At 65.2% G+C, this 24,326-nt stretch carries 24 protein-coding genes; 8 read left to right on the forward strand and 16 right to left on the reverse strand.

All coding sequences use genetic code 11. From position 1 onward, the window contains the following. The first annotated feature begins 334 nt into the window (after positions 1-334). Positions 335-919 (forward strand): hypothetical protein, encoded by a 585-nt coding sequence (locus MRBLMU1_RS22205; protein WP_363505868.1) that lies wholly within the window; start codon positions 335-337, stop codon positions 917-919. A gap of 104 nt (positions 920-1,023) precedes the next feature. Here the strand turns inward: MRBLMU1_RS22205 and MRBLMU1_RS22210 are convergent, their stop codons facing one another. Continuing rightward, positions 1,024-1,479: a TadE family protein gene (locus MRBLMU1_RS22210; RefSeq protein ID WP_363505871.1), complete on the reverse strand. Its 456-nt coding sequence runs from the start codon at positions 1,477-1,479 to the stop codon at positions 1,024-1,026. A gap of 270 nt (positions 1,480-1,749) precedes the next feature. On the opposite strand from MRBLMU1_RS22210, the gene MRBLMU1_RS22215 reads away from it, so the two are divergent. Then, a complete protein-coding gene (locus tag MRBLMU1_RS22215; protein ID WP_363505874.1) occupies positions 1,750-2,079 on the forward strand; it encodes a CzcE family metal-binding protein in 330 nt (109 codons plus the stop codon). Positions 2,080-2,103: 24 nt separating this feature from the next. Here the strand turns inward: MRBLMU1_RS22215 and MRBLMU1_RS22220 are convergent, their stop codons facing one another. The 9 genes from MRBLMU1_RS22220 to MRBLMU1_RS22260 form a co-directional block, all read right to left on the reverse strand. After that, positions 2,104-3,621 carry a hypothetical protein gene (locus MRBLMU1_RS22220; protein ID WP_363505877.1) on the reverse strand — a complete coding sequence of 506 codons (1,518 nt, stop codon included), beginning with the start codon at positions 3,619-3,621 and terminating at the stop codon, positions 2,104-2,106. After that, positions 3,618-4,046, reverse strand: coding sequence for an ExbD/TolR family protein (locus MRBLMU1_RS22225; protein WP_363505880.1), 429 nt, complete (start codon positions 4,044-4,046; stop codon positions 3,618-3,620). Before MRBLMU1_RS22225 ends, MRBLMU1_RS22220 begins: the two co-directional genes overlap by 4 nt. Next, positions 4,036-4,761: a MotA/TolQ/ExbB proton channel family protein gene (locus MRBLMU1_RS22230; RefSeq protein WP_363505883.1), complete on the reverse strand. Its 726-nt coding sequence runs from the start codon at positions 4,759-4,761 to the stop codon at positions 4,036-4,038. The genes MRBLMU1_RS22225 and MRBLMU1_RS22230 overlap by 11 nt, the downstream gene beginning before the upstream one ends. Before the next feature lie 152 nt (positions 4,762-4,913). Continuing rightward, positions 4,914-5,609 carry an EthD domain-containing protein gene (locus MRBLMU1_RS22235; RefSeq protein ID WP_363505885.1) on the reverse strand — a complete coding sequence of 232 codons (696 nt, stop codon included), beginning with the start codon at positions 5,607-5,609 and terminating at the stop codon, positions 4,914-4,916. A 16-nt stretch (positions 5,610-5,625) separates the two neighbouring features. Further along, positions 5,626-6,636: an ornithine cyclodeaminase family protein gene (locus MRBLMU1_RS22240; RefSeq protein WP_363505888.1), complete on the reverse strand. Its 1,011-nt coding sequence runs from the start codon at positions 6,634-6,636 to the stop codon at positions 5,626-5,628. A gap of 113 nt (positions 6,637-6,749) precedes the next feature. Next, the gene (locus MRBLMU1_RS22245) at positions 6,750-7,646 is read right to left on the reverse strand and encodes a LysR family transcriptional regulator (protein ID WP_363505891.1); all 897 of its coding nucleotides are present in this window, start codon (positions 7,644-7,646) and stop codon (positions 6,750-6,752) included. Between the two features lie 115 nt (positions 7,647-7,761). Next, a complete protein-coding gene (locus tag MRBLMU1_RS22250) occupies positions 7,762-8,484 on the reverse strand; it encodes an EthD domain-containing protein (RefSeq protein WP_363505894.1) in 723 nt (240 codons plus the stop codon). Positions 8,485-8,513: 29 nt separating this feature from the next. Next, the gene (locus MRBLMU1_RS22255; protein WP_363505897.1) at positions 8,514-9,965 is read right to left on the reverse strand and encodes an NAD-dependent succinate-semialdehyde dehydrogenase; all 1,452 of its coding nucleotides are present in this window, start codon (positions 9,963-9,965) and stop codon (positions 8,514-8,516) included. 14 nt (positions 9,966-9,979) lie between these two features. Next, the gene (locus MRBLMU1_RS22260; protein ID WP_363505900.1) at positions 9,980-10,999 is read right to left on the reverse strand and encodes a dihydrodipicolinate synthase family protein; all 1,020 of its coding nucleotides are present in this window, start codon (positions 10,997-10,999) and stop codon (positions 9,980-9,982) included. A 185-nt stretch (positions 11,000-11,184) separates the two neighbouring features. On the opposite strand from MRBLMU1_RS22260, the gene MRBLMU1_RS22265 reads away from it, so the two are divergent. Continuing rightward, positions 11,185-12,081 carry a DUF72 domain-containing protein gene (locus MRBLMU1_RS22265; RefSeq protein ID WP_363505903.1) on the forward strand — a complete coding sequence of 299 codons (897 nt, stop codon included), beginning with the start codon at positions 11,185-11,187 and terminating at the stop codon, positions 12,079-12,081. Here the strand turns inward: MRBLMU1_RS22265 and MRBLMU1_RS22270 are convergent. From MRBLMU1_RS22270 to MRBLMU1_RS22290, 5 genes are all read right to left on the reverse strand, one after another. Next, positions 12,070-13,338, reverse strand: coding sequence for a voltage-gated chloride channel family protein (locus tag MRBLMU1_RS22270; RefSeq protein ID WP_363505906.1), 1,269 nt, complete (start codon positions 13,336-13,338; stop codon positions 12,070-12,072). The two genes, MRBLMU1_RS22265 and MRBLMU1_RS22270, sit on opposite strands and share 12 nt — an antisense overlap. 150 nt (positions 13,339-13,488) lie before the next feature. Next, complete coding sequence (locus MRBLMU1_RS22275) at positions 13,489-14,853, reverse strand: multicopper oxidase family protein (RefSeq protein WP_363505909.1); 1,365 nt, start codon at positions 14,851-14,853, stop codon at positions 13,489-13,491. Beyond that, positions 14,850-16,229: a TolC family protein gene (locus MRBLMU1_RS22280; protein WP_363505912.1), complete on the reverse strand. Its 1,380-nt coding sequence runs from the start codon at positions 16,227-16,229 to the stop codon at positions 14,850-14,852. Before MRBLMU1_RS22280 ends, MRBLMU1_RS22275 begins: the two co-directional genes overlap by 4 nt. Positions 16,230-16,297: 68 nt before the next feature. Beyond that, the gene (locus tag MRBLMU1_RS22285; protein WP_363505915.1) at positions 16,298-16,699 is read right to left on the reverse strand and encodes a hypothetical protein; all 402 of its coding nucleotides are present in this window, start codon (positions 16,697-16,699) and stop codon (positions 16,298-16,300) included. Between the two features lie 53 nt (positions 16,700-16,752). Then, a complete protein-coding gene (locus tag MRBLMU1_RS22290) occupies positions 16,753-16,992 on the reverse strand; it encodes a hypothetical protein (RefSeq protein WP_315212692.1) in 240 nt (79 codons plus the stop codon). A gap of 124 nt (positions 16,993-17,116) precedes the next feature. Here MRBLMU1_RS22290 and MRBLMU1_RS22295 point away from each other — a divergent pair, with 124 nt between their 5' ends. Next, a complete protein-coding gene (locus tag MRBLMU1_RS22295) occupies positions 17,117-17,968 on the forward strand; it encodes an MBL fold metallo-hydrolase (RefSeq protein WP_363505918.1) in 852 nt (283 codons plus the stop codon). 51 nt (positions 17,969-18,019) lie between these two features. On the opposite strand, the gene MRBLMU1_RS22300 is transcribed toward MRBLMU1_RS22295, so the two are convergent. Next, positions 18,020-19,453 (reverse strand): M20/M25/M40 family metallo-hydrolase, encoded by a 1,434-nt coding sequence (locus MRBLMU1_RS22300; RefSeq protein ID WP_363505921.1) that lies wholly within the window; start codon positions 19,451-19,453, stop codon positions 18,020-18,022. Between the two features lie 133 nt (positions 19,454-19,586). Here MRBLMU1_RS22300 and MRBLMU1_RS22305 point away from each other — a divergent pair, with 133 nt between their 5' ends. From MRBLMU1_RS22305 to MRBLMU1_RS22320, 4 genes are all read left to right on the forward strand, one after another. Beyond that, positions 19,587-20,123, forward strand: a complete 537-nt coding sequence (locus tag MRBLMU1_RS22305; RefSeq protein WP_363505924.1) for a GNAT family N-acetyltransferase — start codon at positions 19,587-19,589, stop codon at positions 20,121-20,123. Between the two features lie 153 nt (positions 20,124-20,276). Continuing rightward, positions 20,277-20,699: a glycine zipper 2TM domain-containing protein gene (locus MRBLMU1_RS22310; RefSeq protein ID WP_363505927.1), complete on the forward strand. Its 423-nt coding sequence runs from the start codon at positions 20,277-20,279 to the stop codon at positions 20,697-20,699. A 107-nt stretch (positions 20,700-20,806) separates the two neighbouring features. Continuing rightward, entirely contained in the window at positions 20,807-21,844 is a 1,038-nt protein-coding gene (locus MRBLMU1_RS22315) for a serine/threonine-protein kinase (protein ID WP_363505930.1), read from the forward strand. Then, on the forward strand, positions 21,844-24,324 hold the full coding sequence (locus MRBLMU1_RS22320) for an FtsW/RodA/SpoVE family cell cycle protein (protein WP_363505933.1): 2,481 nt from the start codon (positions 21,844-21,846) through the stop codon (positions 24,322-24,324). The genes MRBLMU1_RS22315 and MRBLMU1_RS22320 overlap by 1 nt, the downstream gene beginning before the upstream one ends. Positions 24,325-24,326: the final 2 nt, after the last annotated feature.

Genomic DNA, 24,326 nt, shown 5'->3' on the forward strand with positions numbered 1-24,326 from the left:
ATTTAGTTGATTTTGCAAATTACCGCGAAAGTCGATAAAGCATCGCAAGCCCACTTCCCTCTATGAGAATAGACGGAAGTGGGCTTTTTTTTCGTCCAGTCTTTTTATGCCATCCTCGCCCACACGCCCCATCCAGTCGAGCATTCATCGAAAAAACGTGGAATCCGCATCCATTCAGCGAAGCACTCCGTATGTCTAATTCGTCGCGAAAAAAAACGATGGCGGCGGAAAACATGGCTAGTAAGCGGATAAGCGGCGGCGTCAACGTATTCGCTCAGTGAACGGTTCGCTATCGCACTGATCAATTTGAACTCAACTTCTTGAATATTTAAATATGTACGCGAACCTTACAGCTTTCAAAGCAGCGGTTTTTTCATGCAATCCGCCTTACGACGCCGCGTCCCTCAACGAAATCGAAATCGCCTGGAAGATCTACCAAGGTGCCCAGCAAGCCCACTTGAACTTGCTTGTGTTAGGGCGGATGGTCGCTGAGAATACCGAACTTACCGCAGGGATCGATGATCTCATGCGTACGAATTTATTAAAGATGAACGAGCGCCAAGCTGGCGGCTCAATCATGTACACCGAGAAGTGGAGCCTCTTGGTGAATGACGCATTCCTCATTGGCGGAATACACTCGTTCACCGAGTTTCACCTGGCCTCGCCGCGAGAAAGACGCAATATACGCTGCTCAGTGGGGGACTTCGCGGGACAATTGACAGTCACCGGTCGGGAGCTGGTAGCGTTGAGAGAGTTCGGCTATAGCGTGCGTAAGCTGCCGCTCGGCGAGGTGTTTGTCTGCACGGACCACAAGGCCGCCGCTCGGGCAGATTTTGCCACTTACGTTAAAAAAGTCCTCATCTACACTGAGCGGGAGGATGAGTCGATTAAATTATGCGACTTCACGGTACACAAATAATGCCCCAATGCGCATGTCAACAAGGACATGGCTCGGCAGCTTGGGCGCACAGCGGGGCATCGTTGGGGCGATGCTGCCCCCAGCGAGACGGATACAAACCGGCGCTATCTCCCCATATAGGGATAAGTAACGTCCGCGACCAACGGAATTTCCATCGGGTTGACACCACCGAAAAATACGTCCTGCACTAAAAGCGAGACATTGACGCGAACCGTGTTAGGCCTAAAGAATCCCACGCAAGCGCTACCATCGCAGGTTATCACCAGCGCATACGCATATGGGCCCGGCGACAGTTCCGCCAGTTCCATTGCCACCATGGCATTCGCGACCGCCGCTGCCGCGGGCGCTCGCGCAGGGTTGCTCATCTCCGCGGCAGGAACTTTGGACAAGTACCGCGCGGCGTCCTGCGCGGCATTTTGGATGGTGGTGTAGTGCCAAAAAACGCGGCCTAGATACAACGGCATTATCAGCATCAACACGAGAAAGGGCAAAATGATCGCGAACTCAACGGCTGCAATACCGCGCTGCCGACCAGCGTTGCCATCGTAGACGGCTCTCATCAATGAAACTCCCCGAAGCAGCGTGGATTCATGTCGTTTCCTCCAAAAACATTGGGGAGCCCAACGAATAACGAACATTCTAACCAGCAACTAGTGAAAGCGAATTGATGATTGACAATATGCGTGTGCGGCGACGGGCTGAAGGAAAAAACGCGCATCGGCCTGCCCGGAGACGGGTCATTACAAATCTGTCATTCAAGCGTCATGTTCCCGTCAGCGCGCGCTCCTTAAACTGGTCCTGTCTCCCCTCAACAACCAAAAGGACATACCATGTTTAAGACACTGCGCACCATGATCGTTTGCACCGCCATCGTCGGCGCCGGCCTGGCACAGGCGGCTCCCGGCACGCTTGCCAACTACGGCAGCGCGGCCAGCGGTGGCTTCGCCGACCGCGAGATCATGATCAAGCCCGGCACGAAATGGGTAAACGTCAACAACGGCGAAACCGTGGCATTCAATGTCAACGGCACGACCTTCACCTGGCATTTCGACACGCTGCGGGCGGAAGATCAATTCGAGCTGCAAAAGATCGCACCCGAGGGCGTCGATACGGGCGCCGTGACGGTCTACGTCGCAAGCAACCCTCTGTATCGCGGTTGATGCGCGGCCGCCATCGCCCGTGCCTTATTTCGTCAACACCAACGAGAAAAACAGGCGCGTCGGCCCGTTCGCCATTTTAAAGAAGATCTTGTTGCGGCCCTTCCTGAAGCGGACCTTGCGCTTGCCCTCGGTCATATTGTAATCGCGCGCATGGGTGTTGGGAACGTCGTACAGCGCGGGCCAGAACGACAGCTTATTGATGTTGCCGCCGGCCCAAACCTGCACGTCGTTCAGCCAAATCTGGGCGTCGTCGTCGGCGCCTATCCACATCGTCAGCTCCTGGTCGCGGTCCATCATCACTTCGGTGTAGCCGTAGTACACCGCGTCTTCGTCCGGTTCCGGCGGCACCAGCGGATAGCTGGCGGCCTTCACATAGCGCCACTTCAACGGCCGGTTGCCTTTGCCGGCATATACGGCATCGAGCACCACGCCCTGCTCGGGCGGATAGCGATGGTTGGAAAACAGCCCGCTGCCATGCTTGCCCTCGAACGGACCGATCAAATACCAGCTGTTGACATAGATACGATCGGCAAATTCGCCGCCCCGGCCCAGCACGCGGCCGGCGCCCTTGGTCATCGTGCGCGCGTCGACCGGCGGAATATGGCCGGTGCCCGGATTGAAGATAGGCTCGCCGGCGCGCCTGTAGTTCCGGACGGCCCCGATCGGCAGCACATCACGGCCGATAAAGGCGGCCATCCGCTGCTCGATGGCGTTGTCGTTGATCCCGGGCGAAGTGCTGGTGAGGCCGTTGCCGCCCGGTTGCTCCCCGGCGCCACCACCGCCAATACCCGATCCGGGCTCGCTGTCGCTGTCCTTGGCCTGGTCGGTTTCACCCTGGCCGCTCTTGACGTTCACGCCGTTACGCTGGCGCGCGAGATCCTGCTGCCGCTGCGCCAGCGCGGCGCGCGCCTTCGCTTCGAGCTGCTGGATTTCCGCCGCCAATTGCCCGGGCGTGGCGCCTGGCGGCGGCGCGGCGTTCGGCGGCGCTGATTTCGGCGGTGTGGATTTCGGCGGCGCGCCGTCCGGCGGCGCAGCGTCCGGCGGAGGCGCGGAGCGGGACGGCGGCGTGGCCTCCGGCGCCGACGCCATCCGCTTGCGCGCCTCTGCCTGCGAAATCTTCTCGATCCTCGCCAACTCGGTCGCCTTGAGCTCCTTCTCGACCTCCGCGATGGCGGCCGACAGCGCCCTGGCTTCCGCAAGCAGTTGTTCGGGCGGTTTCGGCAGCGATGTGGCGCGAAAGTCCGGCTCGTCCACGGCGCCGGTGCCATCGGGGGGCGGCGCGCCAGGGCGGCTCTGATCCAGCAAGTCCTTGATCTTCTCCATGTCCATCACGCGTTTTTCGATGCCGGACTGCCTTGCCACAGCGGCATTGGCGCTCTCCCATTCGCGCTGCTTCGCCATCTGCACCTGATAGGCACCGAAGTAATAGAGCAGCACGATCAACAGCGCGTGCACCGCCAGCGAAACCAGCACGAAGCCATACCGCCGAACACCCTCGCGGCGGGCAGTGGGTTGCCATTCATCGAGCCGGCCGAACATCATCGCGCGCTTCGCGTATGCATGGAGATGTTCGTGAGCCGTTCGAACTGACACAGATCGAGCGCGTGCACGATGTCCTGGTATTTCGCCAGCTGGTCGCCGTCGATGCGTATCCGGCGGCCCGGATCGCGGGCGGCCTCCGTTTTCAGGCGTCCGTGCAGGGTCTGGGTCGACACCGGCTCGCCATCGAGGAAGAACTTGCCGTTCTTGTCGACGCCAATGACGAGCGGCGCGGGGCCGGCCTCGTCGCGCTCCAGACTGATTTGCGACGTCGGCAAGGTCACCGGCAACTCCTTTTGCGGCTTGCGGTTATCCGGCTGCTTGAACGACGTCGCCACCATGAAGAACATCAACAGAAAGAAGATGCAGTCGATCAGCGCGATCAGGCCGATTTCCGGCTGCTCGTCCTCCGCCAGGTTAATGCGCATGGGACACCACGTGCAGGTTTTGCGGCGCCGCGTCACCCTGCAGGAACCAGTCGTTGATCAGGTTATTGATCGTTCTTTCCAGCTTCAGGCCGAAAAACGCCTGCCGGTTCTTGAGGAAATGGTGCATCCCCAGCGCCGGCAAGGCCACGCACAAGCCGGCGGCGGTATTGATCAACGCCTTCGAAATGCCGCCTGCCAGCAGGGCCGGATTGCCCATGCCCTCGGAGAACGCGATCACGTGGAAGGCGTCTATCATGCCGACCACGGTGCCGAGCAAACCGACGATGGGCGCCACCGTGGCGACAATCGCCAGCGCATACGCCTTTTGCTGATGCAGCCGCAATTCCATCGACGCGATGTCGCCGGCGCCGCTGTTGACGACCGCGTAGCCGTGCTGGCGGTGCGCAACCATGTAGGCGATCACGCGCGCCAAGGTGCTGTCGTCTTCGGCGAGCAGCTGTTGCAGCCTGGTGAAATCCTGCGCCGCCCACAACGGCTTGACGCGTTCGACCAGCCCGCCGGGCACGATGGCCCGGGCGCGGAAGTGCATCAGCCGCTCGATCGAGACGGCCAGGAACAATATCGACAAACCGAGGGTGACGACAATGGCAGCGCCGCCCTCCGCAGCCTGTTCGACGATATTGAGATCGGCCGCGTTGGCAAAGTTATGGAGGACGAGCGTGGCGACAAGCGCGAGGAGGAGATTTTTGTGCATGTCCGGAACATAGCAAGGTCCGGGCCATGCCCATATCGTCGGCTTTCGCGCCTTTTTCGCGACTGCCAGAGCGCCCGTTGCCCATTCCCGAACACCGACTGTCCGGAAATGAACACAGCGCCGGATGCAAACCCGCCCGGCGCTAGCGGCGACTACAACGATCCGCGCACCGGCACCGCGTCGGCCAGCAGCATGAAGCTGCGGTCCGTGTCGAGCAGGTTTGACAGCCGCTCCTCCATCATCGCGACGTAATCGCGCATGGCCGGCACGTCGCTACGATCGAGGAATCCCAGCTCGCCCATCGCGTCGAACGCCGGCTGGGCATCCGGCATGGGTTTGACCCGATTGAGCACCGCGTGGCGCACCGAGCCCACCACCCTCGGGTCGCCGGCCACCACCTGCGCATGGGCGTCTATCCAGCTTTCCTGCAACTCGACGCGCTCGATACCCGGCTTGCACACGCCGTAATACAATAGGCGATGCGGCGAGGCGCCGGCCACAGGCAATGCCAGCGCGCTCTCCTCCAGCATTGTGAATACCGCCGTGCGGCCATCCGCGAAATTCGGTTCGTCCGGTGCGATGACCTCTTGGTAATCGCGCGTTTTGGTGGCCGCCAGATGGTCCTCGACGGTGTCGGCCATGATATGGCTGACGGAATCGTAGCGCGACGGCGTCGCCAGCGGCCCGTAGGCGGCGTCGAAGACGTGTTGCTGGATGTAGGCGCGAATCAGGCCGGACATCGCCCTGGAACCCATCACCAGACGCGCGTGCGTGTCCTTCATGTAGCGGCAATACTCGGCGTGCGTCATGCGCGGCACACGGGCGGCGCAGATATTTAGTTTGATCATGGCGTAGTCTCCATTCTTATTTTTGCACCGGCGCGATCGACACCGGCAGCAAGGTTCCCAAGCCGGCGACCCTGGCGCGCTTCAGCAGCATTTCGGCCGTCACCAAGTCCTGCAAGGCCGAGCCGACCGACTTGTAGACGGCGATGTCGTTGGCTCCTCGCGGCGGCAGGCGCCCGCCGATCAGATCGGACAGTGAATGCAGCTTGCCGCCGAAGTCCACACCTTCGCGCGCGGCGGCCAGCATGTCGCCCGTGTCGTGCGCGACTTCGTCGACCATGTCGGCGACGATCAGGCCCGCCCGGCGTATGACATCGACATCGACCTCGCGCTGCTCGGGCAAGGTCGAGCCGATCGACACCACGGTGGCGCCGGGCCGCAGCCACTCGCCGCGCAGCACCGGTGATTCGTCGCGCGAGCGCGCGGCGCAGACGATGACGTCGGCGCCCTCGATGGCCTGTTGCGCCGTGTCGGCGGCGACGACCTCGATACCCAGCAGGCGCTGGAAGTCGCTGGCGAAGCGCTGGCGGCTGGCAGGCGTCGGACTGAACACCGCGACCGAAGCGATATCGCGGGCCGCATGCAGCGCGTTCAGTTGCGAACGCGCCTCGAAACCGGAACCGATCATTGCCACGCGCAGCGGCCGCCGGGGCGCCAGCGCGTCCACCGCGACCGCCGCCGTCGCGGCGGTGCGGATGGCGGTGATCTGGTTGCCGTCGATCAGGGCGGCCAGCTCCGTCGTCTGCTGGTCGAACAACGAGATCAGGTAGCTGGCGCGGCGCGCCCGCGTCGAGGCGGCGATCAGTTTGCAGCCCATGTGGCCGCCGGAGGAGATGGCGCTCAGACCGCGCAGCCAGACGCCATCGCCCCGGGCCATGGAGCGCGGCGGCACCATGGCGTCGTCGATCGGGGCGGCGTAGGCCGCGCGCAGCGCCTCGATAGCGTCCTTCCAGTTGTGCAGTTCACCGACGTCATGGTCGGTCAGGAACAGCGGCGGGCCACCGGCGGTGGCGATTGCGGTTGCGGTCATCGATCAAACTCCTTCAGGCTTATGATCGAGACAGGGTAACCACCACGGCGGCGGCGGGGAAGCGCGCCGCCGGCATAACAGCTTTCACAAATGCGGATAGCGGAGAGCCGCGCTTAACGCCCGGCGAACAAGGAGATGATCAGCCGCGTGATGGCGCGCGTCGCAAGCGTATGGGGGCGGTGCCGCGTGGTGCCCAGCACGATGTTGCGCACCAGTTCCGGCTGGACGATACGGGCGGCGCCGATGTCGGCCCGCCCGCCCCCCTCCCCCATCACCGACGCGACGATGGCATAGCCGGCGCCGGCGGCGGCGAGCTCCCTTTGCAGCTGGATCGTGTCGGCTTCGATCGCCACCGCCAGTTGAATGCCATGTTCGCGCGCCAGCACGTCGAGCCGCCGGCGCAGCACATGCGGTTCGGCCGGCAGTATCAGGGGCAGGCCCTCGAGCGCGGCGAAAGCGATGCGGCGCGGCGCGATGGCGGGATCGTCGGCCAACCCGACCAGGTCGAGCGCGACGGTGCGCAGGCACGGCTCGCCGGGATCGGTCACCGGGCCCTCGCGCAGCAGCAGCGCCAGATCGAGCCGCCCGGTGCCCAGCCATTCCTCCATTTGAGCGCTGGAGCCTTCGGCCAGGTGCAGGTGGACCCGCGGGAACTGCTCCCTGGCGCGGCGATACAGCTCGCCCGCGAACATGGACACGCTGCTCGGCAGCAGGCCGACGCGCACTTCGCCGATGGGGATGCTGTTGGTGGTGAGGATGTCGTCGGCCAGCCGGTCGGCTTCGGCGATCAAGGGAAGGATGCGCGCGTGGATCGCTTCGCCGAACTCGGTCAGGACCACGCCGCGCCCGGTGCGGCGGAATAGCTTGCCGCCGCATTGCGTTTCCAGCTGGGCGATCTGGCGGCTGATGGCGGACTGCGGGCTGTTAAGGGCATTGGCGACCCGGGTCAGGCTGCCCAATTCGGCGACTTTGGCGAACAGGCCCCAGCGGGGATCGAGAATCGGCGGCATGCGGCGGGTACCCCGTGGATGAATCGAGTTGTATGGCGAAGGCGATCCTCGTAGTGTCGCATTTTTCCGGTGCGATGTGCGACGTTTTGTACGTCCGCCGGTCTGCCGCCGAGTGTCAAATAATATCCACCTCCCGCGCCACCAGCACGAAGGCCTGCGACGGCTGATGGAAAGCGGGCTGGCCGCTCTCGCCCAGAAAGACCTTTTGCCAGGCGCGGAAGGCCGGTAGCGCCTCACCCTCGTCGAACCACAGGCTGACCACCGCGTCGTAGCCCGGCATGTCCCTGGCCCCGAAATAGGCCATCAAGCCCGTTTCGTCCGGGATGGCCAGGGTCAGCACGGCGCGGCGCACGGCGGCCGCTTGCGGCATCCCGCCCAACGCGGCATCGACGGCGCCGCGCAGCTCCCCGGCGAACCGCTCCGGCGTCAGCGCGTCCGGTTTGCGCAGGAAGTACATCACCTTCGCCGGGGCGTCGGCGGGCGCCGCGACGTCGAGTTCCACCTCGCGCGCCAACATCGCCAGCGCGGTCGACATATCGCTGAAGTTGGCGCCGTCCGGGCCGACGACGTCGCGCACATAGGCATCGGTGAATGAGCGCAGCATGCCCTCGACGTCGTCGAAATACAATTCGGTGACGGAGTCGCGGTGGAACAGGCCCTGGTAGGCCGGATCGCCCTCGGCGCCATAGGCGCTGTCGACGACGTGGTTTTGCACGTAGCGGCGGATGGCCAACGGTTTGGCCCGCGCCAGCGCGCCATGCACGTCGCGGATGTAGCTGAAATATTCTTGCTGCGTCATGCCGGGTTTGCGGCGGATCGCGGCCAGGGTCTTGATCATGTTAGCTCCTTTTTGTAATTGGTGTTCCGCTACCATGTGGCGCAGATGTACTTCGACTCCAGATATTCCAGCAAGCCGTCATGGCCGCCCTCGCGGCCGACGCCGCTCTGCTTCCAGCCGCCGAACGGCGCCGCCGGATCGGACACCACGCCACGGTTGATGCCCACCATCCCGGCCTCGATGCGCTCGGACACGGCCAACGCCTTCGCCAGGTCGCGCGTGTGCACGAACGACACCAGCCCGAACTCGGTGTCGTTGGCCAGCGCGATCGCCTCTTCGACGGTATCGAACACGCACAGCGGCGCGACCGGCCCGAAAATCTCCTGCTTCAGGATGCGGGCGTCCGCGCGCACATCGGTCAACAAGGTAGGCTCGTAGAAGTAACCCGGCCCGCCGCGCGCCTTGCCGCCGGTGAGCACCGTCGCGCCCTGCCCGACCGCCTCCTCGACCAGTTGCGCCACCTTGTCGAGCGTGTCGCGGTTGATCAGCGGCCCGAGCTGCACGCCCTCGTCCAAGCCCGGCCCCAGCCTGACCGCCGCCATCGCCGCCGCGAAGCGCCGCGCGAACTCCCCGGCCACCGGTCGTTCGACGTAGAAGCGGTTGGCCGCCGTGCACGACTCGCCGCCGTTGCGCAGCTTGGCCACCATCGCCGACGCCACCGCCACATCGAGATCGGCGTCGGCGAAGACGATGAACGGCGCGTTGCCGCCCAACTCCATCGAACATTTGACCACCTTGTCGGCCGCCTGCGACAGCAGCACGCGGCCGATCCCGGTCGAGCCGGTGAACGACAGCTTGCGCACGCGCGGATCGTGCAGCATGGCGTTGACGATCTTGCCGGACTGGCGCGACGGCACCACGTTGATCACGCCGGCCGGCACGCCGGCCTCCTCGAACAGGCCGGCCATGGCCAGCGCCGTCAATGGCGTCTCCGACGCCGGCTTGAGCACCACCGTGCAGCCGGCCGCCAGGGCCGGGCCGATTTTGCGGGTGGCCATCGCCGCCGGGAAGTTCCACGGCGTGACAAAAACCGCCACGCCGATCGGCTGGCGCACCACCAGGATCCGGTTCGCGCCACCGGGCGCGGTCGACACCTCGCCGACGATGCGCACCGCCTCCTCCGAATACCAGCGCAGGAACTCGGCGGCGTAGGCCACCTCGCCCCGCGCCTCGGCCAGCGCCTTGCCGCTTTCCAGCACGATCAGGCGCGCGTACTCCTCCTGGCGCGCCATCAACAGCTCGAACGCCTTGCGCAGGATCTCGCCGCGCCGGCGCGGGGCGGTGGCCGCCCAGGCACGGCCAGCCGCATGCGCCGCCGCCACCGCGTCCAGCGCGTCGTCGATCGAGGCGCTGGCCACCGCGGCCAACACCTCCTCCGTGGCCGGATCGAAGACCTCGAAGGTGGCGCCGTCCGACGCGTCGCGCCATTGGCCGTTGATGTACAGGCCCTTGGGCGCCTTGCCCACTTCAGGATGTCGCATGGTTCTTCCTTTTCTCAGGCGGGATGGCGGCCGACCATGAACTCGCTGTCGGCATCGGTGGTCGGCGTGACGCCGGAGGCGCGAAGGCCTTCGCGCAGCTGCCGCATGATGCGGTCCGGGCAACGCATCGCCGGCGCCCGCAGCGGACCGCCGTTGAAGCCCGCCAGCCAGTCCTGGTACTTCCACTGCGTGCGATTGAGCACACCGGTGCCGGCCGCGTAGCTGGCCGACGCCGCGCTGTTGGCCAGCCGCGCCGGATGCACCTTCCAGTACAACTCCATGGCCGCCTCCCATCTACCCTCGCGCGCCAGCTGGAATGCCTTCGGATAGTAGTCCTGCATCCACTGGGTGTTGCTGGTGCCGGAAAACTGCAGGTCCATCATGCTCATCATCGGAATCGCGTCGCCCTCGATCGGGCAGCTGATGACCACCTCGTCGCGGAAGTGGTGCCACATCTCGCACAGTCCCGACACCAGCGGGAAACCCTGCTCGGACTTGATCGCGACGATGTTCGGGATGTCGGCCAGCAGCCTGCGCACGAAAGCGACCGGCATGCCGGCCGGATGCACGCGCTCGAAGCCCCACAACGGAATCGGGAACAGCATCACCGCCAGCTCGGTGGCGTCGCAGAAGGCCTTGGTGTAGTCGTAGATCTGCTGTTCGTTCGCCGGCCAGAACTGCGGCGGGTAAGACAGCAGCACGATGTCGGCGCCGGCCTTCTCGGCCAGCCTGGCCGCCGCGATGTTCTCCTGCAGGGTGCCGAAGGCGGCGTGGAAGAACAGGCCCATGCCCTGCCCGGCCGTGTCGCGCGCCCAGGCGGTGAACTGCGCGTTCTCCTCCGGCGTGATCGCCACCTCGGAGCACAGCAGCGTGTAGCTGTAGCCGAATTCGGCCGCCAACGCGATGTCGTGGCGGATGCCACGCTCGTTGAGCCGTTTAAGGTCGGCCGAGTAACTCGGAATGGTGACCGCGCTGCAGCCGGTCAAATGATCCCGCGCCCAGGCGCGCGCATCCTGTTTCTTGTAATTCGCCATGTCTGATTCCGTTCGTGAGGTTGGTGTGCCAGAGACGAGATCGATGGTAACGGCCGCGTACGAAAGAAGAAACGGCCCTGGCGGGAAAGCAGATATCGCATTTTTGTTATATCGGCTCACGGCTGGCCAGTCCTGCCGAAAGGCAACAGTGCCTCGCAAGCCGATGGATTTGGCTATATTTAGTCATGGGAAAAATCTATATCGGCATCTCGGGCTGGCGCTACCAGGGCTGGCGCGGCGTGTTCTATCCGGACGGGCTGGCGCAGGCGCGCGAGCTGGAATTCGCCGCGCGCGCGCTGCCGACGATAGAACTGAACGGCTCCTTCTACTCGCTGCAGCGCCCCTCCAGCTATACGGCCTGGTACGAGGCCACGCCACCCGGCTTTGTCTTCAGCCACAAGGGCAACCGCTACCTGACCCACATCCTGCGCCTGGGCGACGGCATCGACAAGGCGCTGGCCAACATCATGGCCTCGGGCGTGTTCGCGCTGCGGGAAAAACTGGGACCGTTCCTGTGGCAGCTGCCGCCCAACTTCCGCTTCGACGCCGAACGGCTGGAGCACTTTTTCAGCCTGCTGCCGCGCGACCTGGAACAGGCGCAGCGCCTGGCGCGCGAGCACGAACCGCGCATGAACGGCAAAGTCGCGCTGGACATCGACGCGAACCACAAGCTGCGCCACGCGCTGGAGATCCGCCACGACAGCTTCATCGATCCCGCGTTCATCGCGCTTCTGCGTAAATACAAAGTGGCGCTGGTGGTGGCCGACACCGCAGGGAAATTCCCCTACTACGAGGATGTGACGTCGGACTTCATGTATCTGCGGCTGCACGGCGCCGAGGAACTCTATGCCAGCGGCTACGACGACGAAGCGCTGGAGCGCTGGGCCGCCCGCATCCGCGCCTGGAGCACGGGCGGCCAACCGGATGACGCAAAACTCATCTCGGACAAGCCGCCGCCGGCGCGCGCGAAACGCGACGTCTACTGCTACTTCGACAACGACATCAAGGTGCGGGCGCCATTCGACGCGCGCAGCCTGATCGACAAGCTGGGATTGGGCGGCGGCCTGGCGTCATTTGGCTGAAGGCGGAGGAAGGCGGTCGCGCGGCACCGGCGGCACGCGGTACTTGGCCATGCCGGATTTCTGCGAACGATAGATGCCGCAGCGGCCCGAGAACAGATAGGCGACCACGCACGCCATCGCGGCGAAGGGACCGATCTGCGGGCCAAAGAGCTCGATCGCCATGATGGTCGACGCCAGCGGCGTATTGGCCGCTCCCGCGAACACCGCGACAAAGCCCAGCGCCGCCAACAAAGGGAAAGGCAGATGCAGCAAGGGGGCGAGCGCGTTGCCGAGCGTGGCGCCGATGAAGAACAGCGGCGTCACCTCCCCGCCTTTGAAGCCGCTGCCCAGGGAAGCGACCGTGAAGGCGAACTTGCCGAAGAAATCCCAGGGTGCCAGCGGCTGCTGGAACGCCTCGACGATCACCGGGATGCCAAGGCCGATGTAGCGCGTGCCGAGCAGCCAAACGGCGACGGCAACGACCACACCGCCGATCATCGGCCGCAGCGGCGCGTACGAAACATGACGCTTCATGAAAGCCGACGCCGCGTGCGTGGATTTGGCGAAGGCCATGCCGGCCAGGCCGAACACGATGCCCGCGACCAGCACGGCGGCGACGCTGGCGAAGCCGATCGCCACCACCGTATCCATGGCATAGTGGGTGTGGTGCACGCCCCAGGCCATGCCCACCTGGTCGGCCGCGACGGCGGCGACGATGCAAGGGAAGATGGCGTCGTAGCGCAGGCGGCCGACGGCCAACACCTCCATGCCGAAGATGGCGCCGGCCAGCGGCGTGCCGAAGACGGAGGCGAAGCCCGCGCTGATGCCGGCCATGAGCACGATGCGGCGGTCCGCGTGGCGCAGGCGCAGCGCATAGGTCAACTGGTCGGCCAGCGCGCCGCCCATCTGCACGGCGGTGCCCTCGCGGCCCACCGAGGCGCCGAACAAATGCGAGACGACGGTGCCGACCAACACCAACGGCGCCATGCGCAGCGGGACGACTTTCTGGGGATCGTGGATTTCGTCGATGAGCAGGTTGTTCCCGGCTTCCACGCTGCTGCCCGTCTTCAGATACAGCCAACCGACGGCGAAGCCGGCCAGCGGCAGCAGCCAGATGATCCAGGCATGCGTCTCGCGCCAACGGGTCGCGTAATCGAGCGAGAACAGGAAGAAGGCCGAAGCGGTGCCGCTCAGCGCGGCGATCGCGCCGGCGATACAAGCCCACTTGGCGACGTACGCCAGCAATGCTGTTTGTTCGGGATAAAGAGAGAATTTCATGCAGCCAGTGGCAACTCCGGGGTCAGGTCCACCAATTCTACACGAGCACATCGCTGCCGCCGAACCCGCTGGGGCGCACCAGAGGGGTCGGCCCCCATGCGGGGTCCGCCCCCGGAACGGCGCGCCGTGCGGGTTTAAAACAAGCGCGGTCTAGTGGTGATGCTTGGCGTCGCGCTTGACGTTCATCGCCTCCGCCGGTTTGGACGGCGGCGCGCCCGGTGCGCGTGGCGCCGGCGGCAAGTCCCCGGTCCATTCGTAGGCCACCGTGCCCTTCGGATGCTGATACCAGCCAGGGTCCTTGTAATCGTTACGCGCCAGCCCCTCGCGCACTTTGACCGTGGTGAACATCCCGCCCATCTCGACTCCGCCGAACGGACCATCGCCGCTCATCATCGGCAAGGTGTTCTCCGGCAGCGGCATCTGCATGCCGTCCATCGAACCACCCTTGTCGCCCATGACCATGTAGCCCGGCACCAGCTTGTTGATCTTCTCGGCCACGCCGGTGTGGTCGACGCCGATCATCGTCGGCACGTCGTGCCCCATCGCGTTCATCGTGTGGTGAGATTTATGACAATGGAAGGCCCAGTCGCCGGGCGCGTCGGCGATGAACTCGATCGCCCGCATCTGGCCGACGGCGACGTCGGTGGTCACCTCCGGCCAGCGCGCCGACGGCCGCACCCAGCCGCCGTCCGTCCCCGTCACCTCGAAGGTGTGGCCGTGCAGGTGGATCGGGTGGTTGGTCATCGTCAGATTGCCGGCGCGGATGCGCACCCGGTCGTTCTTGCGCACCACCATCGGGTCGATGCCGGGGAAGGCGCGGCTGTTGAACGTCCATAGGTTAAAGTCGAGCATCGTGTTGATCTTCGGCGTGTAGCTGCCAGGCTCGATGTCGTAGGCGCTCAGCAGGAAGACGAAGTCGCGGTCCACCGCGTGCTGCTTCGGATCTTTCGGATGCGTGATCCAGAAGCCCATCATCCCCATCGCCATCTGCGCCATCTCGTCGGCGTGCGGGTGGTACATGAAGGTGCCGGCATGCCGCGCGACGAATTCATAGACGAAGGTTTTACCCGGCTGGATGCCGGGCTGCGTCAGGCCGGTGACGCCGTCCATGCCGTTCGGCAGAAGCTGGCCGTGCCAGTGCACGCTGGTGTGCTCGGGCAGCTTGTTGGTGACGAAGATGCGTACGCGGTCGCCCTCCACCACCTCGATCGTCGGGCCGGGACTCTGGCCGTTGTAGCCCCACAGGTTGGCCGTCATGCCGGGCGCCAGTTCGCGCACCACCGGTTCCGCCACCAGATGGAACTCCTTGACGCCGTCCTTCATCCGCCACGGCAAAGTCCAGCCATTGAGCGTGACGACGGGATTGTACGGGCGGCCGTTGGGCGGCACCAGCGGCGGCGCGGTGGCGGCCGACGATTGCACCGGCGCCTCCGGCAGCGAGGCCGCGCCGGCCTTGGTGACCATGCCGGCACCGATGAGGGCTGCGCCGCTGAGGAATGATCTGCGGGTGGTCATGGTGTTACTCCTTTGTTGGTTGGGAGGCGGCCGCCAAGCGCGGCTTCGAGATTGGCTTGCGCGGTCCAGTAGTCCTTGAGCGCGCCGATATAGCCGTTGACGGCGGCCGATTGTTCGCGGGCGTCGGCCAGCAGTTCGAATACGCTCATCAGCATGCCGTTGTAGCGCAACAGGGTTTCGTCGGCCAGCTTTTTACGCAGCGGCACCACCTGGTCGCGGTAGTGGCGCGCCAGTTCGTACGATGCGCGGTAGTCGGCGTAGCTTTCGCGCGCCTCGCTGCGGGCGTTGATGGCGGCCTGCGCCAGCAGATTGACCGATTGCATATAGGTCGCCTCGGCCCGCGCCACCCGCGTCGAACCCCAGTCGAACAGCGGGATCTCCAGCGACAGCTCATAGCCGCGCGTGTTGGTCGCCCCTTCGCTGTTGGCCACCACGCCCAGATCGAGCACGTTGATGAAGCGCGTGGTCCTGGTCAGGCCCAGCGTCGATGCCGTGTGCGCGGTATCGAGCTTGGCGGCCTGGATGTCCAGCCGCTCGTTGACGGCGATCTGCTCGATGTCGCCCAACTCCCGCAGCGCGGCGGGCAGCTCGGGCAAATGGTCCGGCAGCTTGTACGCGGTCTGCGCGCCGCCCAGCCCCATCAGGCGTGTCAGCTTTTCGCGCGCGGCGACGGCCGCCTTGCGCGCGGCGCTGACGTCGGCCACCGTTTGCGCGTGGTAGGCCTGTTCTCGCGCCACGTCCATGGCGCTCCAGTTGCCGGCCTTGCGCATGCGGTCCGCCAGTTCGGCGCTGGCCTGCGCCGATTCCTCCACCTGCGCCGCGTATTCGGCGCTCTGGTTGGCGGCCACGGCCTCCACCCACGCGCGGCGGGTGTCGGCGGCGACCTTCAACGCCTCGTTCGAGACCAGCAATTTGGTCTGCTCGTAGCGGCGTCCCTCGATGCGGCCCGCCAGCGGCGCCGTGATCAGGCTGAGAAGATTGAAGGTCAGCGTGCGTTCGATGCTGATCTCGCCGCCGCCGTGGCTGCGCTTGAAATCTAACACCGGATTTTGCAGGCGGCCAGCCTGCACCAGGTCCGCTTCGGCGATGCCGAGCGACCAATAGCTCGCTTGCAGCCCGCGGTTGTTCAGCAGCGCGATATGCACCGCTTCGTCGACAGCCAGCGGCTGCCCCAGTTTTTTGTCGATGACGGCGGCCAGCGCGCGGGCGTCGTCGTCGTTGCGCGGCAGGCGGCCGGCGACGCTGGCGCTCAGGCCCGTACGTTGTTCGCTAACGCCGGCGGCGGCGCCGAAGCCGCCGTCACCGGACAGCGACGCGCAGCCGCCGAGCAGCAGCGCCATGCTGGCGCCACCGGCGAGTTTATGCAGACAATTCATGTCTAACACCTCAGGTTAATTTAGAAATGGGATGCGTTGCGCAGCTCGTGGACGGAGCTGTCGCGGGGTCAGACTAAATTGCCTTGAGGGGGACGTTCGGGGTGGGCCAGATCGACCGCGCGGAGGATTTCGGAGTGGAACGGAATGGCGGAGGATACCGCCGGCAGCACCGGCACGGCGATCGTCTGCGCCATGAACGGCGCGCCGGCGACGCAGCAGGCCGCGCCGCCACATTTGATGCCGCCGTGGGAGTGGCCCGCATGGGCCGACTGGTCGGAAGATGCTTCCTGGTGTTGATCCTGCATGGCCGCCATCATCGCCGCGTGGTCGTGCGAACCGGCCGGCATCGACATCTGCTCCGCCGCCGCCGGAGCGGCGGGCAGGCATAGCATCATGGCCGCCGACGCATATCCCTGATAGGGGAGCGCCAGAAGCAGCAGCCATACGATGAAGGTTCGGAGCAGGGTCATGCGACTATGGTATCACAAGCCGCCCGGGATGCTAAAGTGTCGTCATCGGCCAGTCAGGCCAGTCGCACCAATGGGTTGGCGATGATATTGTCGATTTGCCGGATCGCCTCGTCGCAGGCGGCGGCGATGGCCTCGTCCTCGCTTTCACGGACGAATTGCATGGTCGCGCCCTCGAACACCTCGACGCCGTTGGCGTTGGCACGTTCGATGTCGCAGCTGGCGCTCCATTTGTTGTCGCTGGTTGGCAAGGCCGTTGGAATAATTTCCCAGCCCTTGTAGTGAATTTTATCCATGACTGACTCCTTGTTTTCGGACAGACTATCATGAAGAGATAGCGCTTATGCGCACGCCTGAGGATCTTCAGATAAAAAACATGCACTTAGGGTAATCGTTATGATTTTTTATTATAATGAACTCATGAAGCCACTTATACAAGCGTTCCACGACAAAACCACGGGCACCGTCACCTATATCGTGTACGAAAATGACGGTTCCGACTGCGCGATCATCGATTCCGTTCTGGATTATGACCCGAAATCGGGCCGCACGGCCACCGCTTCCGCCGATCTGGTGGTCGATTTCGTCCGCGCGCACCGCCTCAATGTCGTCTGGTTACTGGAGACACACGCCCACGCGGACCACCTGTCGGCCGCGCCGTACCTGTCGCGGCAACTGGGCGGACGCACCGGCATCGGCGCCGAGATCTCGGTCGTGCAGCAAGCCTTCGCCCGCGTCTTCCCGCAGCGGCCCGGCATAGAGCGCAGCTTCGACCACCTGTTCCAGCCCGACGAGGTGTTCGACATCGGCGCCTTGCAGGCGCGCGCGCTGCATGTGCCGGGCCACACGCCGGCCGACATGGCCTACCAGATCGGCGACGCCGTCTTCGTCGGCGACACCATGTTCATGCCGGACGTGGGCACGGCGCGCTGCGACTTCCCCGGCGGCTGCGCGGCCACCTTGTACCGCTCCGTGCGCAGGCTGCTCGACCTGCCGCCGCAAACGCGTTTGTTCATGTGCCACGACTATCCGCCGGCGGGCCGCGAGGCGCGCTGGGAAGTGACGGTGGCCGAGCAAAGCGAAAAGAATATCCACATCCGCGCGGGCGTGACCGAGGAACAGTTCGTGGAGATGCGCACCAAGCGCGACGCGACCTTGGACATGCCGGTGCTGATACTGCCGGCGATCCAGGTCAACATCAGCGCCGGGCAGCTGCCCGAGGCCGAGGAGAATGGCGTGCGGTATCTGAAGATACCGCTGAACGCCTTCTAGTGCACTCTTAGCCCTACGTGTCACCGTGGGACCGTTGAATCGCGTCCTACCTCAGTCGTCGCGCTTCGGCGTGCGGCCGATGTTTTCATCCATATTGGCCAGATACCAGGTCAGGCCCGTCATCACCGCCACGTGGCGTTTCAACTCCAGCGGATTGACCTTGTCCAGCGTATCGGCCGGCGTGTGGTGGTAGCTGAAATAGCTGCTGGCGTCCACCAGCGGCATGAACACCGGCACCCCCGCGCGTTCCAGCGGCCCCGTATCGGCGGCGCCGGTCACGTCGCGGCGGTCGAACATCGACGCACCGATCGGCTCCAGCGATTTTTGCAGCGGCGCGAAGTACTTCACCACCGACGGCCGCACGCTGCCGATCACCCCGAACGGACGTCCACCGCCGCTGTCCGACTCGATCGCGGCGAAGTGCCGCTCCACCTTGTCTTTATTGGCTTCGAAGTAGCCCTTGCCTCCCCGGGTGCCGTTTTCCTCGTTCATCCAGGCGATCACGCGGATCGTGCGGCGCGGTTTGAGGTTCAGCTTTTTCAACGTGTCGATCACCGCCATCGCGGCGGCGACGCCGGTGCCGTCGTCATGGGCGCCGGTGGCCAGGTCCCACGAATCGAGGTGGCCCGAGACGATCACCACCTCGTCGGCCTTGTCGCTGCCCGGCAGGTCGGCGATGACGTTGTAGCTGTCGGCGTCCGGCAGATTCTGCGGCGTCAGCGTCAGATGCATCTTGATCGGACCGCGCGCCGACAAACGGGTCATCAGCATCGCGTCCTCCGCCGTCACGGCGGCCGCCGGAATGCGCGCGCCGTCCACCAGGCCGGTGACGCCGGTGTGCGGAATACGGTAATCGGCGCCGCCGACCGAACGCACCAGCGCAGCCGCCGCGCCCATCTCCGCCGCCACCTTGGGGCCGTTGACGCGGAAATTGGAGCCGCGCCCATAGGCCGGACCGGCGTGTCCACGCTCGGCCATCTCCTGGTCGAAGGCGACGTCGAACAGCACGATGCTACCCTTGACCTGGGCCGCGCGCGCCTTCAACTCGTCGAAATCGCGCACCACGATCACCGGCGCGGTCAGGCCGGCGGCGGGCGTGGCGCCCGATCCGCCCAGCGCCGTCAGCACCACCTTCTGCGTCACGCCGGCCGGACGCCCGGTGTAGTCGACCAGTTCCGCCGTCTCGGCGCCGCGCACCCAGTGCGGCACCTTGACCGGCTGCAGCGTGACCTTGGCGCCGATCTTGCGCATGGCCTCGGCCACCTGCTCGACGGCCGCCGCCGCGCCGGCGGAACCGGACAGGCGCGGCCCCACCAGATCGGTCAGGTCGGCCAGGCGGGCGTAGGCCCAGTCCTCCTTCATCGCGCTGTCGCGGATCTGAGCCAGGGTCGCCGGATCGTTGGCCGGGGCGGCGATCGCGCCGGCGCTCAACATGCAGCCGGCAAGGATGGTCATGGACAGTTTGAACGGAAAGGCGGATTTCATGCGGGTCCTGTATAAGAGTGAGTGAATTGCAAGAACGAATCAAACGATAACCGATCGTGGCGCACTTGTCATCCATGTTGATTTGTCATCGCCGCTGCACTACCATGTACCCTCACACCTCCAGAAAGCGCCTATGCTCAAGGGTCGAATTTGCACGGTGCGCCACCTGGTCAGCACCGATCTGAACACCTTCATCGCGCTGGTCAACGACCTGCCCTCGCGCGGCGACCATTTCTCGCTTCATTTCAAATCGCCCGAGACGCTGCGCAAGGAGTTCATGCAGAACAGCTTCGTCACCGACGACAGCGAGCTGTTTGTCATCGAGGACAGCCTGCACCACATCGTCGGCGTCATCACCCACTTCAAAAGCCGCACGCCGGTCACGCGCGAAATCGGCTACCGGCTGTTCGACGCCAAGCTGTCCGGACGCGGTTATGTCACCGAGGCGTGCGGGCTGCTGGTCGACTATCTGTTCAACGTCCACCAATACCACCGGCTGGAACTGCTATCCACGCCGGAGAACGTGGCCTCGATCCGGGTCGCGCAAAAATGCGGTTTCACGGCCGAAGGCATGATGCGCCAGAGCTTCTTCATCAACGGCCGGTATCAAGACGTGCAGATATTCAGCCTGCTGCGGCCGGAGTGGGAAGCCCGGCGCCTTGATCTCTAAATGTTACAAGCCATTACCAAAACGGCCCCTTTGTAAGGATGTGTATAACAAATGGCGGTTTTTCCCCGGACGTTTATAGTGAGATCACTGGCCAACGGATCATTCCGATCCCGAGCCGCAGCAAGGGGAATCACCATGTTGAGTAAAAAATTTATGGCTGTAGCGTTAGTGGCCGCAGCGACAGTATCATCGTCGGTCTACGCGAGCGACCGTGGGTTCAACACGGTGGCCGGCGCTGTGGTGGGGGCCGCGATCGGCAATAGCGCCGGCGGCCGTGACGGCGCCATCGTCGGCGGCCTGGTTGGCGCGGCGGTCGGCAACAGCATCAGCTCGGGCGACCGCCATCGCGGCTACCGCGACGGCCGCTACGTCGAAACCCGCGTGTATTCGCAGCCCGCGCCGGTCTACTACGAGCCGGCCCCGGTCTACTACGCGCCACCACCGCGCTACTATGCGCCGCCTCCACGGGTGGTGTATGTGGAACCGGCCCGTCCGTACTACCGCGAAACGCGCCGTGAGTACTACTACGGCGACCGCTACGACCGTGGCCACCGCCATGACCGCTACGACCGTTAATTTGTAGCCAACATAGAAAGCCTGTCATCCGACAGGCTTTTTTTTCATCCGTTGTTTTTCGTCTCCCTCCGCTAGCTAGCCGTGACGGCCTGCGCCGAGGGGAAATCATGACGACAACAGACGCAATCATCGCTTTGGAACTGGGACACTACCGACTGCGCGAGCAGATCGGCGGTTCGGCCTACGGCATCATCTGGCGCGCCAGCGGCCCAGGCCCCACCGGCGACGTCGCGATCAAGTTGATCAACCAGGAGCAGATGGCGCGCGCCCTGCCCGCCCAACGCGACCGCTGGGTGGACTGCGCGAACAACGAGATCGCGTTCCTGCAGTCGCTGGAGCCGTGGGACGAACGCCATATCGTGCGCTTGCTCGATAGCGGCTGGCATGACGGCCTGCCGGTGCTCGCGCTGGAGCTGATGACGACGGATCTGGGCCAGCACATGGCGGCCCTCAAGAGCGCCGAAGAAACCGTGCCGCTGCCGATGGCGCTCGGCTGGATCGCCCAAATCAATCAGGCGCTGGCCAAGGTGCACCAATATGGCTGGCGTTATCTGGACCTGAAACCGGCCAACGTGCTACTGGACCGGCATCCGCACACCGTCAAGCTGGCCGATTTCGGCACCAATCGACATTCGGGCAGCCTGCAAGCCCACTCGTATGCCGGCACCGCCAATTGGCAGGCGCCGGAACAGTTCTTCCCCGCCGACGGCGGCGGCTACGCGACCGGTCCGCGCAGCGACTACTTTTCGCTGGGCGCGATGTTTTACTTTATGGTCACCGGCGGCCTGCCGCTGCGCTTTTGCGCCGATTGCGGCCAGGCCTACCGCGAGCACCACACCGCCGGCGCCGACCTGCTGCGCCAGATGCACGGCGGCGCGATTCCCGGCGCCCTGCAGCCGGAGGAGGAGGCGCGCTTCGCCCTCGCCGTACCGGTTGAGGCGCGCGATCCGGCGCTGGAGCTGCTGCGCGCGCTGCTGCATGTCGATCCGGCCAAGCGTCCGCGCCATGCGATTCAGATCAGCCGCATGCTCAACGCGATCCAGGGGGTGAAGCCGGCACGGGGCACCTTTAATCCGGCGGATCCGATTCATGCCATGCGTCGCCCCAGCGCCAGCAACGGCTGGCGCCATATCCAGGGGGCGTGATGGCGACACCACTGCGTTTGCACAAGGCGCCGGCGCGCGGGCCTTCCGGCGCAAGGCCGCCGCTGTCCTGGCTGCCGGCTTGGCCCCCGGGCGCGATCATCGCCGATGCCGCCTCCCGGCTGGCACGCTTCGCCGCGCAAAACATCGGCCTCGCCGCCACCCTTGCCCTGCTGGCCGCCCTTTTCGGCTTGCAGGCCCTGGCCCTTCTGCGCGCGCCCGCAAGCTGGCTGCCGGCCACCATCGGCGTCACACTGGCGCCCGGCGAGACCATCACGCTGGGCCAGCGGGAACTGGCCGCGCCGCAGACCGACCGTAGCCACCTGTCGTTGCGCCGCGATCCGCAGGACGGCTGGTTGCTGCGCAATATCAGCCCGTCCAAGCAGGTCATCCTGCTGCGCGACAGCGGCGAGCAGCGCATGGGCAGCGTGGCGCTGCGCGCCCGGCAAAGCTTCCAGATCGATGGCGCCGTCTTTAACGTCGCATCCTCGGATGCGGACACCATCGTCTTTACCCGCGACGGCCACGAGTGGCGCTACGACGGCGCCGTGTTGTACCGCGACGGCCGCCCCCAATCCGGCTGCCCGGACGCGCGCCTGTCCGGGCGAGCGCTCTCGCTGTGGAACCGCGCGGTGCCGATGTTGCTGACGATCGCCCGTCCGCTGGCTTTCGGCGGCAATCTATACTGCGGCAACCGCCTCGGACTGGCGCAGACCACGCCGGGCGCCGCGCAACTGTCGCGCACCAACGGCCGTCTGGAGCTCTCGGCCGGCAACCCGGATGGAGACCGCGCCTCGGTGCTGGTGCATGGCGCCGGCGTCCAGACCGATTTGCGCCGCCAGGAGGCGTCGCTGGCCGGGGTGAACGCGATGATCGTCGGCCACACCCGTTTTCAGTTGACGCCAGGCCGCGACCACTTGACGCTGACGCCCAGCCGTCATGTCAGCCTGTTCAGCGTTCCGGATCTGAAGCTGCCGGAGGCGATCAGTTGGCAGTGGCAACAGCGCTCGCTGTGGAATAGCGGCCATGCCAACGTCCTGTGGTTCGCCATCGCCGGCTGCCTGGCCTGCGTCGCCATCGGCGCGGCGTGCGCGATGTCCCCGCCCGGCCCGTGGCTTCGCCGCGCGGCCGCCGGCGCCAAGCTGCTGGGAACGACGATCCTGCTGATCGCCGGCGTCGCCGCCCTGATTTCGCAACGTGCGGGACTTCCGCCCAGCGCCGCGCTGTCGATGATGCTCGGCGCCTGCGCGCTGCTGCTTTGGCTGGCCTTGCCCGGGCGTCTCACGCTGCTGACCGCCGCCGGCGTCCTGCTGCTTTCCGTCGGCCTGCTGGCCCAGTTGGAACTAGGCCTTGGCGCCCCACAAACCTCCTGGCTGCGCTATTACCAGAAAAGCGCCGCGATGCTGGCGATAGGCGAAGGCCTGGGCGGCCTGCTGCGCCTGTGGGCGCAATACCAGGCGGCGCGTACCGCGCATCTGCGGCAACGCACCATCGAATGGATGCTGGCGATATTCGCCGTCATCGCGCTGGCGGCGCTGGCCGCGCAGGTGCTATGGGGCGACGAGACCGGGGTCTTCGACCTGCAACCGGTGGAACTGGCCAAGCTGGCCCTGACCGCGCTGACCGCCCACTGTCTGGCGCTGCGCTTCGGCTGGCATAGCGAAACCCGCCATCCGGCAGACCACCGCGCCCGCTGGCTGCAACTGATCGCGCCGGCCCTGCTCTTCATCGCGCTACTCGGCCTGTCGCTGGTGCAGATCGACGACTTCTCGCCGCTGATACTGCTGCTGGTGTGGAGCACCGCCATGGCCTTCGCCTATGCCCTCGCCGCCCGCCACCGCGTGCTGGCCGCCGCGCTGATCGCTTTGGCGCTGGTCGCGGTGGCCGCCGTGGTCTACCTGCGCCTGGCCGGCACGGATGATTTGATACGCTGGGGCTTCTACGCCGACCGTTTCCTGGTCTGGCTCAATCCCGCCGAGCATCCGCACACCGGCCAGCAACTGCTGCTGGGCGCCCGCGCCATCGGCGAAGGCGGCTGGCTGGGGGCGGACCACTGGCTCGGCCTGCGCGCGCTCGGCCAATCGGCCGGCGGCGTGGTGCAGATCCCCGCCGTGCAGGACGACTTCGCGGCCACCTTCTTCATCAACCGCCACGGCCTGGCCGGCGCGCTGCTGCTGTGGAGCGTGCAGGCGGCCTTCCTGACCGGGATCGTGCTGACCGCGCTGCGCGCCCATCATGTCGGCGCCACGGCGCGCAACTTCCGCCAGGCCTGGTCCGGCCGCTTCCGCTACTTCGCGCTGTGCGGCGGCGGCGCCTTCGTGCTCGGACACTTCCTGCTGTCATGGGGGACCAACCTGGCGATCTTCCCGATCATGGGGCAGCCGATGAGTTTTCTGTCCGCCGGCGGCAGCCATCTGCTGTTTTTCCTTTGCCCCCTGCTAGCGTTTAGTGCCATCAGCGCGCAATCTTTAGAAGGAGACTGAAT

It is taken from the genome of Burkholderia sp. LMU1-1-1.1 (assembly GCF_040675865.1).
GTDB lineage: Bacteria > Pseudomonadota > Gammaproteobacteria > Burkholderiales > Burkholderiaceae_D > Rugamonas.

What these genes read in the sequence shown, in the direction of transcription:
- MRBLMU1_RS22205 (WP_363505868.1), top strand. Translation starts at nt 335, where the DNA reads ATGTACGCGAACCTTACAGCTTTCAAAGCAGCGGTTTTTTCATGCAAT.
- MRBLMU1_RS22210 (WP_363505871.1), bottom strand. Translation starts at nt 1,479, where the DNA reads ATGAGAGCCGTCTACGATGGCAACGCTGGTCGGCAGCGCGGTATTGCA.
- MRBLMU1_RS22215 (WP_363505874.1), top strand. Translation starts at nt 1,750, where the DNA reads ATGTTTAAGACACTGCGCACCATGATCGTTTGCACCGCCATCGTCGGC.
- MRBLMU1_RS22220 (WP_363505877.1), bottom strand. Translation starts at nt 3,621, where the DNA reads ATGATGTTCGGCCGGCTCGATGAATGGCAACCCACTGCCCGCCGCGAG.
- MRBLMU1_RS22225 (WP_363505880.1), bottom strand. Translation starts at nt 4,046, where the DNA reads ATGCGCATTAACCTGGCGGAGGACGAGCAGCCGGAAATCGGCCTGATC.
- MRBLMU1_RS22230 (WP_363505883.1), bottom strand. Translation starts at nt 4,761, where the DNA reads ATGCACAAAAATCTCCTCCTCGCGCTTGTCGCCACGCTCGTCCTCCAT.
- MRBLMU1_RS22235 (WP_363505885.1), bottom strand. Translation starts at nt 5,609, where the DNA reads ATGATCAAACTAAATATCTGCGCCGCCCGTGTGCCGCGCATGACGCAC.
- MRBLMU1_RS22240 (WP_363505888.1), bottom strand. Translation starts at nt 6,636, where the DNA reads ATGACCGCAACCGCAATCGCCACCGCCGGTGGCCCGCCGCTGTTCCTG.
- MRBLMU1_RS22245 (WP_363505891.1), bottom strand. Translation starts at nt 7,646, where the DNA reads ATGCCGCCGATTCTCGATCCCCGCTGGGGCCTGTTCGCCAAAGTCGCC.
- MRBLMU1_RS22250 (WP_363505894.1), bottom strand. Translation starts at nt 8,484, where the DNA reads ATGATCAAGACCCTGGCCGCGATCCGCCGCAAACCCGGCATGACGCAG.
- MRBLMU1_RS22255 (WP_363505897.1), bottom strand. Translation starts at nt 9,965, where the DNA reads ATGCGACATCCTGAAGTGGGCAAGGCGCCCAAGGGCCTGTACATCAAC.
- MRBLMU1_RS22260 (WP_363505900.1), bottom strand. Translation starts at nt 10,999, where the DNA reads ATGGCGAATTACAAGAAACAGGATGCGCGCGCCTGGGCGCGGGATCAT.
- MRBLMU1_RS22265 (WP_363505903.1), top strand. Translation starts at nt 11,185, where the DNA reads ATGGGAAAAATCTATATCGGCATCTCGGGCTGGCGCTACCAGGGCTGG.
- MRBLMU1_RS22270 (WP_363505906.1), bottom strand. Translation starts at nt 13,338, where the DNA reads ATGAAATTCTCTCTTTATCCCGAACAAACAGCATTGCTGGCGTACGTC.
- MRBLMU1_RS22275 (WP_363505909.1), bottom strand. Translation starts at nt 14,853, where the DNA reads ATGACCACCCGCAGATCATTCCTCAGCGGCGCAGCCCTCATCGGTGCC.
- MRBLMU1_RS22280 (WP_363505912.1), bottom strand. Translation starts at nt 16,229, where the DNA reads ATGAATTGTCTGCATAAACTCGCCGGTGGCGCCAGCATGGCGCTGCTG.
- MRBLMU1_RS22285 (WP_363505915.1), bottom strand. Translation starts at nt 16,699, where the DNA reads ATGACCCTGCTCCGAACCTTCATCGTATGGCTGCTGCTTCTGGCGCTC.
- MRBLMU1_RS22290 (WP_315212692.1), bottom strand. Translation starts at nt 16,992, where the DNA reads ATGGATAAAATTCACTACAAGGGCTGGGAAATTATTCCAACGGCCTTG.
- MRBLMU1_RS22295 (WP_363505918.1), top strand. Translation starts at nt 17,117, where the DNA reads ATGAAGCCACTTATACAAGCGTTCCACGACAAAACCACGGGCACCGTC.
- MRBLMU1_RS22300 (WP_363505921.1), bottom strand. Translation starts at nt 19,453, where the DNA reads ATGAAATCCGCCTTTCCGTTCAAACTGTCCATGACCATCCTTGCCGGC.
- MRBLMU1_RS22305 (WP_363505924.1), top strand. Translation starts at nt 19,587, where the DNA reads ATGCTCAAGGGTCGAATTTGCACGGTGCGCCACCTGGTCAGCACCGAT.
- MRBLMU1_RS22310 (WP_363505927.1), top strand. Translation starts at nt 20,277, where the DNA reads ATGGCTGTAGCGTTAGTGGCCGCAGCGACAGTATCATCGTCGGTCTAC.
- MRBLMU1_RS22315 (WP_363505930.1), top strand. Translation starts at nt 20,807, where the DNA reads ATGACGACAACAGACGCAATCATCGCTTTGGAACTGGGACACTACCGA.
- MRBLMU1_RS22320 (WP_363505933.1), top strand. Translation starts at nt 21,844, where the DNA reads ATGGCGACACCACTGCGTTTGCACAAGGCGCCGGCGCGCGGGCCTTCC.